The following is a 16,326-nucleotide window of genomic DNA, read 5'->3' on the forward strand; positions in this document are numbered from 1 at the left end:
AACCCCCACCCACAGCTCGCCCCGGTTGCGACAGGTTGCGACACGAAACCACTGGACGAGGGAAGGGGCATTGCGTCATGCCTGCCGCCCATGTCCCGCGTCCGAGCTTTCCTCCTTATGCCCGTCCTGCTCGCCGGCTGCTCGGTCGGGCCGGATTATCGTCCGAAAGCGGCGGCCGAGCTGGGGGTGCCCGACGCCTATTCCGTCACCCCCGCGACCAGTCCCGAGGACCTGACGCGCTGGTGGCAGCGGTTCGACGACCCCGTGCTCGGCCAGCTCGTCGAGCAGGCTGCGGCGACCAATCTCGACATCGCACAGAGCGTCGCCCGCCTCCGCCAGGCGCGCGAGAGCTTGGTCCAGAACCGCGCCTCGCTGCTCCCCACGCTCAGCGGCTCGGGCGGCTATCAGCGCAACGAGAATCTGCGCGGCGGCGGCCGGTCGTTCACCTTGCCCGACGGCACCGTCGTCGATACCGGCGGCGGCGGCACCAACAGCTTCACGCTGGGCGCGAGCGCCAGCTACCAGGTCGGCGTCTTCGGCGAGATCCGCCGCACGATCGAGGCGAGCCGCGCGGAGTACGCAGCCTCGGGCTACGACTATGCGACCGTCCTCATCTCGATCGAGAGCGAGGTCGCGCGCAATTACGTGCTCGCCCGGCTGTATCAGCAACAGCTCGCCAATGCGCGCGCGTCGCTGACGATCCAGGACGACAATCTCGAGATCGCCGGGTTCCGCGTCCAGGCGGGGCTCGTCTCCAGCCTCGACCAGGAACAGGCGCGCGCGCAGCGGGCCCAGACCGCCGCGACGATCCCCAGCCTCGACCAGCAATATGCCGCCGCGGTCGCGCGGATCGGCGTGCTGACCGGGCAGGCGCCGGGCGCACTCCGGCCGCTGCTCGCGCCGGTCAAGCCGATCCCGGTCGGGCCGAAGGCGGTCGGCGTCGGCATTCCCGGCGACACTTTGCGCCAGCGTCCCGACATCCGCTCGGCGGAGCGCGCGCTGGCCGCCGCCACCGCGCGGATCGGGGTGGCCAAGGCCCAGCTCTATCCCGCGCTCGCGATCACCGGCAACATCAACACCAACGCCACCTCGATCGGCAATATCGGCGATGCGATCACCGGCGGGCTGTTCGCGGGGCTGACCCAGGCGATCTTCAACGGCGGCCGGCTGCGCAGCCAGGTGCGGACCAGCGAGGCCGCCGCCGACGGCGCACTCGCCTTCTACAAGTCGACCGTGCTGACCGCGCTCGAGGATGTCGAGAATGCGGTCGTCGCACTCCAGACCGCGCAGGAACGCGAGCGGCAGTTCGCCATCGCGCTCGATGCCGCGAACAACTCCGCGATCCTCAGCCGCAGCCAGTATCGCACCGGGCTGACCGACTTCACCACGCTCAACCAGCAGGAGGTCGCGCTGCTGTCCGCGCGCAACGGCGCGACCCAGGCGCGCGCCGACGCCGCGACCGCGCTGGTCGCGCTCTATGCCGCGCTTGGCGGCGGCTGGGACGCGACCGTGATCCCGCAAGCGCCCATCTCCAATCCAGAGGCACGCTGATGGCCGACGCATCGATCGACGACTTTCTGGGCGTGAGGCCGCAAGCCCCCTGGAAACGCTACATCAAATGGGTCGCGATCGCGGTCGGCGTCGTGCTGCTCTGCCTGCTGCTCGCCAAGTGCTTCGGCGCGAAGGAGCAGACGCAATATTCGACCCAGGCGGCCGAGCGCGGCAACCTGACGGTGACGGTGTCCGCGACGGGCAAGCTCGCGCCGACCAACCAGGTGACGGTCGGGTCGCAGCTGTCGGGGCTGGTCACCAAGGTGGTCGCCGACGTCAACGACCGTGTCGTCGCGGGCCAGCCGCTCGCGCTGATCGATCCCGAACAGCTCGACGACCAGATCCGCCAGGGCAATGCGCAGCTCGCCGCCAACCAGGCGCAGGTGAACCAGGCGCAGGCGACCGTCGCCGAATCGCGCGCACAGCTCAACCGGCTCGAGGAAGTCGCGCGGCTGTCGGGCGGGCGCGTGCCGTCCAAGACCGAGCTTCAGGCCGGGCGTGCCGATTATCAGCGTGCGCTCGCCGCGCAAAAGGTCGCCGAGGCCAATGTCGTCGCCAGTCGCGCCGCACTCGCGCAGAGCCAGACGCAGCGCGCGCGCGCGATCATCCGCTCGCCGGTGACCGGCGTCGTGCTCGCGCGGCAGATCGATCCCGGCCAGACCGTCGCGTCGTCGTTCAACACGCCGACGCTGTTCGTGATCGCCGAGGACCTGACCAAAATGAAGCTCGAGGTCGCGATCGACGAGGCGGACGTCGGCGAGGTCAAGATCGGCCAGCGCGCCAACTTCACCGTCGACGCCTTTCCCGGCAAGACCTTTCCCGCGACGATCACGCGTGTCGATCTCGGCTCGAACCTGACAGTCAGCTCAGCGACGTCGTCGAGTTCAAGCACCAGCACGACGACCACCACCGGCCAGGTCGTGTCCTACGCCGCCGACCTGACCGTGGCCAATCCGTCGCTGACGCTGCGCCCGGGGATGACCGCGACCGCGGACATCGTGACGTCGGACAAGCAGCGCGTGCTGCTCGTCCCTAACGCCGCATTGCGGTTCAAGCCGACCGCCGCGTCGGGCGATGCGGGCGGCGGGATCGCCGGGTCACTGACCTTCCGGCCGCGGCGCGGCGGCGGGGCGGAGCGCACCGCGACGCTCGGCCGCGGCGCGCAGCAGACGATCTACGTCAAGGGCGCCGACGGCACGCCGCAGCCGGTGCAGATTACCACCGGCGACACCAACGGGACGATGACCGAGGTCCTGTCGGGCAATCTCCAGCCCGGCGCGCAGGTCATCACCGGCCAGCTCGCCAGCGGGTCGGACGAGACCAAGCGCGGTGGCGGCGGTGGCCGTCGCGGCGGCGGCGCGAGCAAGGGCGGGGGCGGTGGCCAGTAATCCGCCCCTGATCTCGTTGCGCGGCGTCACCAAGACGTACGGCGCGGGCGCGACGATGTTCCAGGCGCTGAAAGGTGTCGACCTTGACATTGCCGGCGGCGATTTCGTCGCGGTGATGGGGCCGTCGGGGTCGGGCAAGTCGACGACGATGAACATCCTCGGCTGTCTCGACGTGCCGAGCGCGGGGACGTTCCTGTTCCGCGGTCATCATGTCGAGACGCTCGACCGCGACCAGCGCGCGCTGCTCCGCCGTAAATATCTCGGCTTCGTGTTCCAGGGGTTCAACCTCCTGTCGCGCACCTCCGCGCTCGAGAATGTCGAGCTGCCGCTGCTCTATCGCGGCGACGAGAAGCGCGCGCGGCGTGCGGCGGCGATGGCGAGCCTCGACACGGTCGGGCTGGCGGACTGGTGGGACCACACCCCCGCCGAGCTGTCGGGTGGCCAGCAACAGCGCGTCGCGATCGCGCGCGCGCTGGTGACGAACCCCGATGTGCTGCTCGCCGACGAACCGACCGGCAACCTCGACAGCGAACGCTCGGTCGAGATCATGCAGCTGCTGACGCGGCTCAACGCGGAACAGAACATCACCGTGCTGATGGTCACCCACGAACCCGACATGGCCGCCTTCGCGCGCACCGTCGTCCACTTCAAGGACGGCCTGGTGGAACGCATCGAAAGCCGCCACGAGCAAGGCGAAAGGGTCGAGTCATGATGGCCCAGACATCATACACTTACGCCCCCACCCGACACCGTCATTCCCGCGCAGGCGGGAATCCAGACCGGCAACCGTCGCGACAAGCCCGCCAGCCCTCGAGCATCTGGATCCCCGCCTGCGCGGGGATGACGGGTCTCTTCTGTCGGTCTTTTGGCCAGGTTCGACGGGACCACGCTGGCGGGATGACCCGGTAATGTTCGGCACAACCCTCTCGCTCGCGCTGCGCTCGATCCGCCGCCACATCCTGCGGTCGTTCCTGACTATTCTCGGCATCGTCATCGGCGTCGGGGCGGTCGTGACGATGGTCACGCTCGGCAAGGCGACGACCGCCGCGGTACAGCAGTCGATCTCCGCGCTCGGCACCAACATCCTGCAGATCCGGCCGGGTCAGGGCTTTGGCCGCGGCGGCGGCGGACCGCGGCCGCCTGATTTCAAGCCCGAGGACGTCACCGCGGTCGCCAACCAGATCGCCGGCGTCACCGCGGTCGCCCCCCAGGCGCAGGCGACCGCCACCGCGATCTATGAAGGCGCGAACTGGTCGACGACGATCAACGGCACCACCAGCGCCTATTTCCAGGTCCAGCCCTGGCCGCTGGCGACCGGGCGGATCTTCACGCCGGTCGAGGAAGCCTCGGGCAAGGCGGTGTGCATCATCGGCAATACCGTACGCACCAACCTGTTCCGCGGGGGAGACGCGGTCGGCCTCCGCATGCGGATCGGCGCGATCAGCTGCGACGTGATCGGCGTGCTGTCGACGCGCGGGCAGGCGGGGTTCGGCGGTGATCAGGACGACGTCGTCATCATGCCGATCAAGGCGGTGCAGCGCCGCTTCACGGGCAATCGCGACATCCGCCTGATGTTGGTGGGCATCGACCAGAAATTCTCGACCGCGACCGTGCAGGCGTCGATCACCGACCTGCTGCGCGAACGCCGGACGATCACCGCGGGCAAGGAGGATGATTTCAACATCTTCGACACCAAGCAGATTTCCGACACGCTGACCGGCACGACGACGCTGCTGACGGGCATCGTCGCGGCGGTCGCGGGGATCAGCCTGGTCGTCGGCGGGATCGGCATCATGAACATCATGCTGGTGTCGGTGACCGAACGCACGCGCGAGATCGGCATCCGGCTCGCGATCGGCGCGGTCGCGCGCGAGGTGCTGTTGCAGTTCCTCGTCGAGGCGATCGTGCTGTCGTGTCTGGGCGGGCTGATCGGGCTGGTGATCGCGCAGCTGGCGATCGCGATCATCGCGCCGCTGATCAAGGTCCAGTGGCTGTTCGTGCCCGAGATCAACCTGTTCGCGTTCGGGATCTCGGCGGTGATCGGCGTCGTCTTCGGCTATTTCCCCGCACGCCGCGCCGCCGCGATGAACCCTATCGACGCGTTAAGGCACGAGTGATCGCGGCGCGCGGGTCATGGACCAGCGCCTGTAGCCGCTCCAGATCCTCGGGCGTGTCGATGTCAATCAGTTCGGCCGGCGCGGTCACCACGTGCCGCCCCGCGCGCACCAGGTCGCGCGCACCCGCATCGCCGTCGAGCGAGAGCAGGAAATCGAACCGGTCGCGGGCGAACAGGGCAGGGGGCGACGGCCTCACCCCGTCGCTCGACGCGACCACCGCATCCGCGCTGTCGGCGGCATCGAGCATCCGGTAGACATGCGCCGCGGTCACGCGCGGCATGTCGGCCAGCGCGATCAGCACCGCCTGCGCACCGTCGTCCTTGGCGCGCTGCACGCCCAGCTTGACCGACTGTGCCATCCCCGCCGCGGGATCGTCGTTATGCACCACTGCATAGCCATGGCTCGCGAAGTCGAGCGTGCAGCCATCGGTGACGACCAGCCGGTCGCGGAACGGGATCGCCTCGAACGCGGTGACGACGTGCAACCCGACCGGCTTGTTGAGGAACGGCACCTCGAGCTTGTTCGGGATGCCGAACCGCTGCGATCGGCCCGCGGCGAGCAGGATGAGGACGACGTCTTCAGCGGCGATCATGGAAGGCTCCGATCATGGCGGCGGCGACCGACAGCGCAATCTCGGACGGCCCGATCGCGCCGATGTCGATGCCGACGGGTGCGTCGATCCGGTCGATATTCTCAGGGCTGACCCCCGCTGCGGCCAGCCGTTCGCGCCGCGCCGCATGGCTCTTGCGGCTGCCGAGCGCACCGACATAGGCGGCGTCGGTCGCCAGCGCGGCGATCAGCGCGGGGTCGTCGATCTTGATGTCGTGGCTCAGCGTCACCACCGCGGTCGACGGACCCGGGCGCAGCGCGGCGATCGCCTCGTCGGGCCAGCGATCGTCGAGCGTGACGCCGGGAAAGCGCTCGTCGGTCAGGAAGCGCGCGCGCGGGTCGATCACGACCGTCGCGATCCCCAGTTCGCGTGCGAGACCCGCCAGCGCCTGCGCGATCTGCACCGCGCCGACGATCAGCAGGCGGCGCGGCGGATCATAGCGGTTGACGAACACCTCGCCCGTCTCCGCCGGCCGCGCATCGCTGTGCCCGGTGGCGAGGTCGGTGGTGACGGTCAGCGCATCGCCCTGGTCGCGCGCATCGGCGATCCGGTCGAACAATTCGGGATCGAAGCCTTCGGCGGAGACCGGCTGGACCATCACCGCGATCTCGCCGCCGCAGGGCAGACCGACTTCCCACGCGGCGGCATCCGCGACGCCGTAGTTCCGCAGCTGGAACGGCGCGCCCGCGATCACGTCGGCGGCGGTCGCGAGGATGTCGCTCTCGACGCAGCCGCCCGAGACGGAGCCTTCGAACCGGCCGTCCTCATGGACGAGCATGTGGCTCCCCTTGGGACGCGGCGCGGAGCCCCAGGTCGAGACGACCGTGGCGATCGCCATCCTCTGGCCCTTCCAGGTCTTCGCCGCGGCAATCACGCTATCGTTTTCGGCCATGTCTTCTCTCTCTTCTCGTTCCTCCGCATCGGCGTGGGAACAGACGTTACACCGCGGGCAAGCCCTCGAGCAGTTTGTCGAGCGTCACCGGGAAATCACGCACCCGCACCCCCGTCGCATTGTAGATCGCGTTGGCGACCGCCGCGCCCGCACCCGAAATGCCGAGCTCGCCGACCCCCTTGGCGCCCGCGGGATTCGCCGAATCGTCGATCTCCTCGATGAAATAGGCTTCGAGCTGCGGAATGTCGGCGTTCACCGCGACGTGATATTCGCCGAAATCGGGGTTCACGAACGCGCCGGTGCGCGTGTCGACGACCCCCTCCTCGGTCAGCGCATAGGCGATGCCCCAGGCCATGCCGCCGATGATCTGGCTGGTCGCGGTCTTGCGGTTGAGCACGCGGCCGACGTCGAACACGCCGAGCATCCGCCGCACCCGCACCTCGCCGCTGACCGCGTTGACCGCGACCTCGACGAAATGTGCGCCGTGGCTCGCCTGGCTGGTCCGCTTGCTCTCCTTGCCCGGCCCGGTCTTGCCCATCGCGACGATCGGCGCACCGCGCAGCAGGTCGGCAAGCTTCACCTGCCGCCCGCCCGCGCTGACGCACCCGTCCTTGAGGCTCAGCTCCTCGGGCGCCGCGTTCATCCGGAGCGCGAGCTCGGCAAGGATGTCCTCGCACGCCAGCACCACCGCGGACACCGCGCTCCCTGCACCGAACGACCCGCCCGACCCGGCAGTCGGCGGGAAGTCGGTATCGCCCAGCCGGACGTCCACATCCGCAACCGGCAGCCCGAGCATCTCGCCCGCGGCCTGCGCCAGGATCGTGTAGGTGCCGGTGCCGATATCGGTCATGTCGCATTCGACCGCGGCGCGACCGTCCGCCTCGAGGCGCACGCGCGCCTGCGCCTGGACGGTGAAATTGCCGCGCAGGCTGGCCGCCATGCCGATCCCGATCAGCCATTCGCCTTCGCGCACCGATGCGGGCGCGGGGACGGCGGCGGGCCAGCCGAACCGCTCTGCCCCTTGCGTGTAGCAGTCCAGCATGCGCCGCGTGGAGAAGGGCTTGCCGCTGCCCGGATCGCAGTCGGGCTCGTTGCGGCGGCGCAGCTCGATCGGGTCGATCCCGAGCTGCACCGCGAGCTCGTCCATCGCGCATTCGACGCCGAACGTGCCGACCGCCTCGCCCGGCGCGCGGACCGCGCCGCTCGCGGGCAGGTCGACGCGGACGAGGTCGGTCCTGAACCGCCGCGATTCGCCGCGATAGAGCGGGATCGTCCCGAACGGCACGGGTTCGAGGAACGGCGCGTCGTCATTCTGCGCGGCGACGCTCTCATGCCCCATGCCCTGGATCACGCCGCGTTCGTCCGCAGCGATACGGATGCGCTGCGTCGTGTGCGAGCGGTGGTGGACGACATAGGCGGTCTGGCGCCGCGGCAGCGCGATCTTGACCGGGCGGCCGACCGCCTCCGCGGCGATCGCGGCGAGGATCGCCTCGGGGCCGACCCCGGTCTTGCCGCCAAAGCCGCCGCCGACATAGGGTGCGAGCACGCGGACCTTGTCGGCATCGATCTTCAGCACCTTGGCGATCGTCTTGCACGCGGCGCCGATCACCTGGTTGCTCGACCGCACCGTCAGCCGGTCGCCGTCCCACCAGGCGGTGGTCGCGTGCGGTTCGAGCGCGGCGGGGAAATGCACCGGCGTCGTATAGGTCGCATCGAGCGTCACGGCCGCTTCGCGCATCGCCGCATCAAGGTCGCCCATGTCGACCGGCGGCACGAAGCCGATCGCGGGATCGGTATCGACCGGCTGCGCCTCGACGTCGAACCGGTCCTCGCCCGCCTTGGTCTCGACGCGGACCAGGGCTGCGGCATCGCGCGCGATCGCCTGGTCCTCGGCGACGACGACCGCGACGGGCTGGCCGAGATGAAGAATGGTGTCGGTATCGAACAGCGGCAGCGCGCTGGAATTGGATTCGCCCGCAGGCATGCGCGGATCGCCGTGGAGCACCGCAATCACCCCGGGCATCGCCTCGGCCGCACGCGCGTCGATGCTGAGGATGCGGCCGCTGCCGACCGGCGTACCGACGATCGCGGCATAGGCGACGCGCTCGGGCGTGCCCTCATAGGCATAATCGGCAACGCCGGTGACCTTGGCCGGCCCCTCGACCCGATCGATCCCGCGCCCGAGAACCCCCTGCGTCGCCCGGTCGAGCCCGGCCGGGCGAAACGCGGCGTCCATTACATGGTCGGTCATAGGCTCGTCCTCGGGTGTGGAGGGTCTGAGATAGGAGGGGAGGGGGTGTTTGACGAGGGTGGGGGTGTGGTCTCAACGCAACCCCGATGAAGGATGGCGCAGCGCCAGCTCGACCCAAGCGACGGCTGGTGCCGTCCCCTCACCATCACCCCGGCGAAGGCCGGGGCCCAGTTGGGAAGGTCGTCGTGAAGAAGGGCGATCCGCTGTCAGGAAAGTCCCCCAACTGGGCCCCGGCCTTCGCCGGGGTGGTAGCAAGGAGGGTAGCACCCACCCCACCTGTTTCCCCGCGAAGGCGGGGATCCAGCTTTACTAAGGGTGCCGTTTGTGGCTCCTGGACCCCCGCCTCCGCGGGGGAACAGGTCAAACCGCCGGCAACTGATCCAGCAGCTTGTCCAACGTAATCGGGAACTCGCGCACCCGGATCCCCGTCGCATTATACACAGCGTTCGCAACCGCCGCGCCCGCGCCCGAAATCCCCAGCTCGCCGATCCCCTTCGCATGGATCGGGTTTGCATGGATGTCGCGCTCGTCGACGAAGTGGACGTCCATCTGCGGCACGTCCGCATTGGCCGGCACGTGATATTCGCCGAGATCGTGGTTCACCAGCTTGCCGGTGCGCGTGTCGTGGATCAGATCCTCGGTCAGCGCGGTGCCGATGCCGAAGGTCATGCCGCCAAGGCACTGCGACCGCGCGGTCTTCGCGTTGAGCACGCGCCCTGCCGCGAACGACCCGAGCATGCGCCGCACGCGCGTCTCGCCGGTGATGACGTTGACCGCGACCTCGGCGAAATGCGCACCGAAGCCTGCCTGCGACGTCTCCTTTTCCTGCTTGCCCGGCTTGATGTGCCCGGTCGCCTCGAGGCCCTTGCCGACCAGCTCGCCGATCGGCGTCGAACGGTTGTCGCCGATCGCCTTGCCGTCCTTCAGCGTCAGGCCGTCCTCGTCGACGCCCATCGCCTTGGCGATCTTGCCGCGCAGCATCTCGCAGGCGAGATAGACCGCGGTCCCCGACGAGGCCGCACCCCAGGACCCGCCCGAACCCGCGGCGGGGGGATCATTGGTATCGCCCAGCGACATGGTGATGTTCTCGACGGGGATGCCCAGGATCTCCGACGCGATCTGCGCGAGGATCGTGTAGCTGCCCGTGCCGATATCGGTCATCGCCGACGATACGGTCGCGGTGCCGTCGGGATGGATCTCGACCTTGGCGGACGATTCCATCATCATGTTGCCGCGCACAGCCGAGGCGACGCCCATGCCGATCAGCCACTCGCCCTCGCGGCGCGTGCCGGCCTTCTGGCGCTTGTCCCAGCCGAACCGAACCGCACCCTCGTCGAGCGCGCGCGTCAGGTTGCGCGACGAATAGGGGACGTCCTTCTCCGGATCGATCCGCGGATCGTTGCGCTTGCGCAGCTCGATCGGATCCATGTCGAGCTTTTCGGCCAGCTCGTCCATCGCACCCTCGAGCGCGAGCATCCCGACCGCTTCGCCCGGCGCGCGCATCGATCCCGACAGGACGAGGTTCACGTCGACCAGCTCATGCGTGATCAGCCGGTTCTCGCCGCCATAGAGCAGGTGCGTGCCGATGCCCGCGGGCTCGAAATAATCCTCGGTCGACTGGTTCGAAGCCAGCGTCTCGTGCCCGATCGCGGTCAGCTTGCCCTCGGCGTTCGCCGCGAGCCGGACGCGCTGCTCGGTGTTAGAGCGACGCACGGTCGCCTCGAACACCTGCGGGCGCGACATGACCGCCTTGACCGGACGGCCGAGCTGCTTGGCGGCGATCGCCGCCGCGACGCTCTCGGGCGCGATGCCGAGCTTTGACCCGAACCCGCCGCCGATATAGCGCGCGACGATCCGGACCTTCTTCTCGGACAGGCCGAGCGACTTGGCGAGCTGCTGCGCGTCCGACGTCGGCATCTGATAGGCACCGTACAGCGTCAGCGAGCCGTCCTCTTCCCACACCGCGGTCGAGGCATGCGGCTCCATCGCCGCCGAATTCTGGCTCGGCGTGACATAGGTCGAATCGACCGTCACCGCCGCATTGGCCATCGCCGTGTCGACATCGCCCTGCTTGAAATGCGCAGGCGCGGCATCGTCGGGGGGCGTCCGCGTCTCGTCGCGGTGCGCCGCGAAGTCATACTGGCCCTCCGCCTCGTCATACACGATCGGCAGGCGGGCCGCCGCATCGCGCGCGACCTCGAAGCTCTCGGCGAGCACGATCGCGACGATCTGGCCGAAGAACGCGATGTCCTTGACGCCCTGCGTCGGTGCATCGGTCGCGCCGCCCTGGGCGGACACGCGGATGAACTGGTCGAAGTCGGTGACGACGTCGAGCACGCCGGGGATGCTCTTCACCGCGTCGACGTCGATCGACACGACCTTGCCCGCGGAGATCTTCGTACCGACGAGCACGCCGTAGGCCATGTCGTCGAACTGATATTCCGCCGCATAGGTCGCGGTGCCGCTGACCTTCAGCGGACCGTCGATGCGGTCGAGCGGCTTGCCAATGACGCCCTGCACGCCGCTGTCCAGAAGACTGTCCGGATGCGGCTTGTCCATCGTCAGGCTGTTGGTGGTTCCAAAACCGAACATATTTATGCTCCCGTTACGGTGCGCAGCGTCGCGATAAGCGTGCGACGCGCGAGGGGGATCTTGAAGTCGTTCGAGCCATAGCCCTTGGCATCGGCGAGCAGCGCAGTGGCCGCGGCCTCGAAGGCCTCGTCCGACGGCGCCTTGCCGACCAGCGCGGCCTCGACCGCCGGATTGCGCCACGGCATCGGCCCGAGCCCGCCAAACGCGAGCGAGGCCGACGCGATCACGCCGTCCTGCACGTCGATCACGGCCGCGACCGAGACGAGCGCAAAGGCGTAGGACGCACGGTCACGGACCTTGCGATAGGCCTGCTTGCCCTTGGGCGGCGCGGGCAGCTCGATATGCGTGATCAGCTCACCCGTCTCGAGCACGGTCTCGATCTCGGGCGTCGATCCCGGCAGGCGGTAGAATTCGTGAACCGAGATGCGCCGGCGATCGCCGTCCGCCTTCAAGGTCACGATCGTCGCGTCGAGCGCGCGCATCGCGACCGCCATGTCGCTCGGATGCGTCGCGATGCACTGCTCGCTCGTGCCGAGCACCGCGAGGATGCGGTTGAAGCCGCCGATCGCTGAACAGCCGCTGCCGGGCTCGCGCTTGTTGCACGCGGCGGCGGTGTCGTAGAAATAATAGCAGCGCGTCCGCTGGAGCATGTTGCCCCCGGTCGACGCCTTGTTGCGCAGCTGGCCCGATGCACCCGCGAGCAGGGCGCGGCTCAGCACCTCATACTTCGCGACGACGCGGCGGTCGGCGGCAAGGTCGCTGTTCGGCACCAGCGCACCGATCGTCAGCCCGCCATCCTCGCGCTCCTCGATCTTCGCCAGATCGAGGCGGCTGATGTCGACGAGCGTGTCGGGCGTCTCGACCTGCAGCTTCATCAGGTCGAGCAGGTTGGTCCCGCCCGCGATGAACCGCGCGCCGGCCGTCCCGGCATCCCGGACCGCGGCCTCGGGGGTCGCGGGTTTCTCATAGGTGAAGGTCTTCATGCCACCATCTCCCCGCGCGCATCGGCGTCCATCGCGGCGTCCTTCTCGTCCGCGGACCGGCCCTTGGGCGCGGTGTCACCGACTTCGCGGATCGCATCGACGATGTTCGGATAGGCGGCGCAACGGCAGAGGTTGCCGCTCATCCGCTCCGAAATCTCGGCATCGTCGAACTTCGGATCGGTCAGGTCGCCCGATGCATGGCTGGCCCAGCCCTTCTTGACCTCGTCGAGCATGCCGACCGCCGAGCAGATCTGGCCAGGCGTGCAATAGCCGCACTGGTAACCGTCATGCCGCACGAACGCATCCTGCAGCGCGTGAAGGTTGCCCGGCTGGCCGAGCCCCTCGATCGTCGTGATCTCGTCGTCCTGGTGCATGACCGCGAGCGTCAGGCAGGAATTGACGCGGCGGCCGTTGATCAGGACGGTGCACGCCCCGCACTGGCCGTGGTCGCAGCCCTTTTTCGAGCCGGTGAGGCCGAGATGCTCGCGGCACAGGTCGAGCACCGAGGTGCGGATATCGGGCTCGGCGTCATATGATTGACCATTGATCGTGAAATGCATGGGGTCGCCCCTTCTGGATCCGGGAAATATGAGGACTGAACGCCGATGCGTCGAATGGTTTCCTATTGCGATTGGCTCTCACGGATCGCCGCACTGGTGCTTGGCGTCGCCGGCGGGCAATCTGTTGCGATGACACCGAAAAATTCTCCCTCGACGCCCCCGATCGTGATCGCCCACCGCGGTGCGAGCGGGCTCCGCCCCGAACATACGCTCGCCGCCTACGACCTCGCGATCGATCAGGGCGCGGACTTCATCGAGCCCGACCTGGTCCCGACGAAGGACGACGTGCTCGTCGCACGGCACGAAAATGCGATCGCCGACACGACCGACGTCGCCGACCGTCCCGAATTCGCCAGCCGCCGCACGACCAAGACGATCGACGGGCACAACCTCACCGGCTGGTTCGTCGAGGATTTCACGCTCGCCGAGCTGAAGACGCTGCGCGCGAAGGAGCGGCTGCCGAAGCTCCGCCCCGCCAACACCGCCTATGACGGCCGGTTCGAGATCCCGACGCTCGCCGAGATCATCGCGCTCGCCAAGCGGCGCTCCGCCGAGACGGGCCGCACGATCGGCATCTATCCCGAGACCAAGCATCCGACCTATTTCGCCGGCATCGGCCATCCGACCGATCTGCTGCTGGTCGCGCAGCTGAAGGTGGCAGGCTGGGATTCGGTGACGGCGCCGGTGTTCATCCAGTCGTTCGAGGTGAAGAACCTCCAGCGGCTCCACGCGGTGACGCGGGTGCGGCTGATCCAGCTGATGGACGGCGAGGGCGGCCCCGCCGACGGTGCGCTGCCGAGCTATGCCGCGATGATCACGCCCGCGGGCCTGAAGGCGGTGGCGGGCTATGCGTATGGCATCGGCCCGAACAAGGGCATGTTGTGGGCGGGCACGACGCCGTCGCCACTGGTCGCCGACGCGCATGAAGCGGGCCTGCGCGTCCATCCCTGGACCTACCGCGCGGAAAACATGTTCGTCTCCGACCGCTTCCGCCGCGGCACCGACCCCGCCGCGCACGCCGACATCGCCGCGGAGATCGACGCCGGGCTCGCGCAAGGTATCGACGGATTCTTCACCGATTTTCCGCTATACGGGGCGCAGGCGCGCGATCGGCTGCGCGCGGGAGTGAAGTAGATGCGTAAGGTTCTTCCCGTTCTGGCGATCCTGCCCCTGATGACCGCGGGCTGCATCAGCACCGCGACGTCGATCGTGAAGGCGCCGTTCCAGGTCGCGGGCAAGGCGGTCGACTGGACGACCACCAGCCAGGAGGAATCGGACCGCAATTACGGCCGCAAGATGCGCAAGCAGGAGGCCGAGGAGGGCAAGCAGCGCAAGGAACTCGCCAAACGCTGCAGGAAGGACCCCCGGCGCGGCGAATGCGGGCAATATCAGGGGTACCGCGCGGGGGAGTGACAGCAAAAAAAAACACCACCCCGGCGAAGGCCGGGGCCCAGTCGGGAAACGGAAGTAACCTCGCGCTGACCTCAGTCACCAACGTCCCCCAACTGGGCCCCGGCCTTCGCCGGGGTGGTAAGGAGAAATCGCTCCTGCAATCCTGTTCTCCCGCGAAGGCGGGAGCCCAGTCTGGGTCCCCGCCTTCGCGGGGACACAAGGGGGCAACCCTTCAAAACCACCACATCACCGTAGCCGGAAACGGCGTCCACCACCCGACCCGCACGCCCGCAAACCGCAACGCATCCCCCGTCCACGCATTGCACGTCGCCACCCCGCTATAATGCCCCCGCGCATCGTAGAACGCGTCATAACCGGCATAGCCCGGATAGGCCCGCCCTCCCGGCCGGATCGTCGCCGCGATATACCCCGCCAGCCGCCGATACTCCCGCTTGCTCAGCATCACCGCGCGCACGTCGCCACCCGGCACCGGCGCGGCAAGATGCTCGACGTGCAGCAGCACCGCGTCGCTGCCGGTCGCCGACGCCACCACGGTCCGCAGCTTCACGTCCGCCCAGGTCGGCGTCTCGAGGAAGAACGCCTTCTCCCCCCAGCCGATCGCCAGGTGATCGGACGCGGCATAACGCGGGTCGCGCAGTTCACCGGGCCGGGCAAACCCGCGCCAGTCCACCCCGGCTGCGACCTTCGGGACGATGATCCCGGTATGCACCCCGTTGCTCTCGACGAAGATGCGTATGCCGCGCGGGGAAGGGCGCCAGTCCCGGTTGGTCGAGATCGCCCCGCCGACCAGCCCCGCCACGGCATATGCTGCAACGAGCCCGAAGACGACCGCAAGGATCCTTAACGACCAATGAATCCAGCGCGTTTCCGTTGTCATTCGGTCATGCTAGACGATGGCCATGCTAGAAGAAACGCACGTGCTCAGCACGCCGCCCGAAGGGGCACCCGACTGGACGATCCCGCAAAACTGGTCGAGCTATACCGCCGAGGATCATGCGACCTGGGACACGCTGTTCGCGCGCCAGTCGAAACTGCTCCCCGGTCGCGCCTCGAACGCGTGGCTGCGCGGGCTCGACGTGCTGAAACTCTCGAAGCCCGGCATTCCCGATTTCGAGGAACTGTCCGAACGGCTGATGAAGCTCACCGGCTGGTCGGTCGTCGCGGTGCCCGGCCTCGTCCCCGACGACGTGTTTTTCGATCACATGGCCAATCGCCGCTTCGTCGCGGGCAATTTCATCCGCCGTCCCGACCAGCTCGACTATCTCCAGGAACCCGACGTCTTCCACGACGTGTTCGGCCACGTGCCGATGCTCGCCGACCCGGTCTTCGCCGACTATCTTGCGGCTTATGGTCGCGGCGGCCAGCGCGCGCTCGGGCTCGACGCGCTCAAATATCTCGGCCGGCTCTACTGGTACACGGTCGAATTCGGCCTGATCGCCGAGCCCGAGGGGCTTCGCATCTACGGCTCGGGCATCGTCTCGAGCTTCGCCGAAACCCGCTTCGCGCTCGACGACCCCAGCCCCAACCGCATCGCGCTCGACCTCGCGCGCGTCATGCGGACGGAATACCGGATCGACGATTTCCAGCAGAACTATTTCGTCATCCCGAGCTTCGACGAACTGCTGCGCCTGACGGTCGAGACCGATTTCGCACCGCTGTACGAGGAACTGAAGGCCCAGCCCGACATCCCCGTCGCGCAGATCGAACCCGGCGACGTCGTGCTGACGGAAGGCACGCAGGCCTATGCAAAGGCCAAGGCTGCGGCCTGAACCCAGCCGCTAACCCCAAACCCGCCCCGGCGAAGGCCGGGGCCCAGTTGGGAAGGCTGTGCGATTCATGCGCGAAGGTTCACCCAACTGGGCCCCGGCCTCCGCCGGGGTGGTGTAGAGTGTGAGGCGAGGCGCGGGCCGCACCCCGATGTTCCCCCGCGAAGGCGGGGGCCCAGTCTGGACCCCCGCCTTCGCGGGGG

General features: G+C 68.4%; 14 protein-coding genes. 7 read left to right on the forward strand and 7 right to left on the reverse strand.

Annotated features, from left to right (window positions below; genetic code table 11):
* Positions 1–117: 117 nt before the first annotated feature.
* From IFT54_RS04535 to IFT54_RS04550, 4 genes are all read left to right on the forward strand, one after another.
* Entirely contained in the window at positions 118–1,551 is a 1,434-nt protein-coding gene (locus IFT54_RS04535) for an efflux transporter outer membrane subunit (RefSeq protein ID WP_235188322.1), read from the forward strand.
* Positions 1,551–2,939 carry an efflux RND transporter periplasmic adaptor subunit gene (locus IFT54_RS04540; RefSeq protein WP_192069775.1) on the forward strand — a complete coding sequence of 463 codons (1,389 nt, stop codon included), beginning with the start codon at positions 1,551–1,553 and terminating at the stop codon, positions 2,937–2,939. Before IFT54_RS04535 ends, IFT54_RS04540 begins: the two co-directional genes overlap by 1 nt.
* A 55-nt stretch (positions 2,940–2,994) precedes the next feature.
* Positions 2,995–3,651, forward strand: a complete 657-nt coding sequence (locus IFT54_RS04545) for an ABC transporter ATP-binding protein (RefSeq protein ID WP_081874217.1) — start codon at positions 2,995–2,997, stop codon at positions 3,649–3,651.
* Positions 3,652–3,847: 196 nt separating this feature from the next.
* On the forward strand, positions 3,848–5,056 hold the full coding sequence (locus tag IFT54_RS04550; protein WP_192069776.1) for an ABC transporter permease: 1,209 nt from the start codon (positions 3,848–3,850) through the stop codon (positions 5,054–5,056).
* Here the strand turns inward: IFT54_RS04550 and IFT54_RS04555 are convergent.
* The 6 genes from IFT54_RS04555 to IFT54_RS04580 all read right to left on the reverse strand — a co-directional run bounded on the left by IFT54_RS04555 (position 5,031) and on the right by IFT54_RS04580 (position 12,944).
* Positions 5,031–5,648 carry a nucleotidyltransferase family protein gene (locus IFT54_RS04555; RefSeq protein WP_192069777.1) on the reverse strand — a complete coding sequence of 206 codons (618 nt, stop codon included), beginning with the start codon at positions 5,646–5,648 and terminating at the stop codon, positions 5,031–5,033. The two genes, IFT54_RS04550 and IFT54_RS04555, sit on opposite strands and share 26 nt — an antisense overlap.
* Positions 5,635–6,558 carry an XdhC family protein gene (locus IFT54_RS04560; protein ID WP_192069778.1) on the reverse strand — a complete coding sequence of 308 codons (924 nt, stop codon included), beginning with the start codon at positions 6,556–6,558 and terminating at the stop codon, positions 5,635–5,637. The genes IFT54_RS04555 and IFT54_RS04560 overlap by 14 nt, the downstream gene beginning before the upstream one ends.
* A 46-nt stretch (positions 6,559–6,604) precedes the next feature.
* Positions 6,605–8,809 (reverse strand): xanthine dehydrogenase family protein molybdopterin-binding subunit, encoded by a 2,205-nt coding sequence (locus tag IFT54_RS04565; protein ID WP_192069779.1) that lies wholly within the window; start codon positions 8,807–8,809, stop codon positions 6,605–6,607.
* Positions 8,810–9,169: 360 nt separating this feature from the next.
* Entirely contained in the window at positions 9,170–11,401 is a 2,232-nt protein-coding gene (locus IFT54_RS04570; protein WP_056679786.1) for a xanthine dehydrogenase family protein molybdopterin-binding subunit, read from the reverse strand.
* A 2-nt stretch (positions 11,402–11,403) separates the two neighbouring features.
* Positions 11,404–12,384 carry an FAD binding domain-containing protein gene (locus IFT54_RS04575; RefSeq protein ID WP_192069780.1) on the reverse strand — a complete coding sequence of 327 codons (981 nt, stop codon included), beginning with the start codon at positions 12,382–12,384 and terminating at the stop codon, positions 11,404–11,406.
* Entirely contained in the window at positions 12,381–12,944 is a 564-nt protein-coding gene (locus tag IFT54_RS04580) for a 2Fe-2S iron-sulfur cluster-binding protein (RefSeq protein WP_081874216.1), read from the reverse strand. Before IFT54_RS04580 ends, IFT54_RS04575 begins: the two co-directional genes overlap by 4 nt.
* 129 nt (positions 12,945–13,073) lie before the next feature.
* On the opposite strand from IFT54_RS04580, the gene IFT54_RS04585 reads away from it, so the two are divergent.
* On the forward strand, positions 13,074–14,078 hold the full coding sequence (locus tag IFT54_RS04585; RefSeq protein ID WP_192069781.1) for a glycerophosphodiester phosphodiesterase: 1,005 nt from the start codon (positions 13,074–13,076) through the stop codon (positions 14,076–14,078).
* Complete coding sequence (locus tag IFT54_RS04590) at positions 14,079–14,357, forward strand: hypothetical protein (protein ID WP_031396071.1); 279 nt, start codon at positions 14,079–14,081, stop codon at positions 14,355–14,357.
* 211 nt (positions 14,358–14,568) lie between these two features.
* Here IFT54_RS04590 and IFT54_RS04595 read toward each other — a convergent pair whose 3' ends face one another.
* A complete protein-coding gene (locus tag IFT54_RS04595) occupies positions 14,569–15,234 on the reverse strand; it encodes a TIGR02117 family protein (RefSeq protein ID WP_192069782.1) in 666 nt (221 codons plus the stop codon).
* Between the two features lie 22 nt (positions 15,235–15,256).
* On the opposite strand from IFT54_RS04595, the gene phhA reads away from it, so the two are divergent.
* Positions 15,257–16,126 carry a phenylalanine 4-monooxygenase gene (gene phhA / locus IFT54_RS04600; protein WP_192069783.1) on the forward strand — a complete coding sequence of 290 codons (870 nt, stop codon included), beginning with the start codon at positions 15,257–15,259 and terminating at the stop codon, positions 16,124–16,126.
* The last annotated feature ends 200 nt before the right edge of the window (positions 16,127–16,326 follow it).

Origin of the sequence: Sphingomonas sp. CFBP 13714 (assembly GCF_014842205.1) — a bacterium.
GTDB classification, from domain to species: domain Bacteria; phylum Pseudomonadota; class Alphaproteobacteria; order Sphingomonadales; family Sphingomonadaceae; genus Sphingomonas; species Sphingomonas aerolata.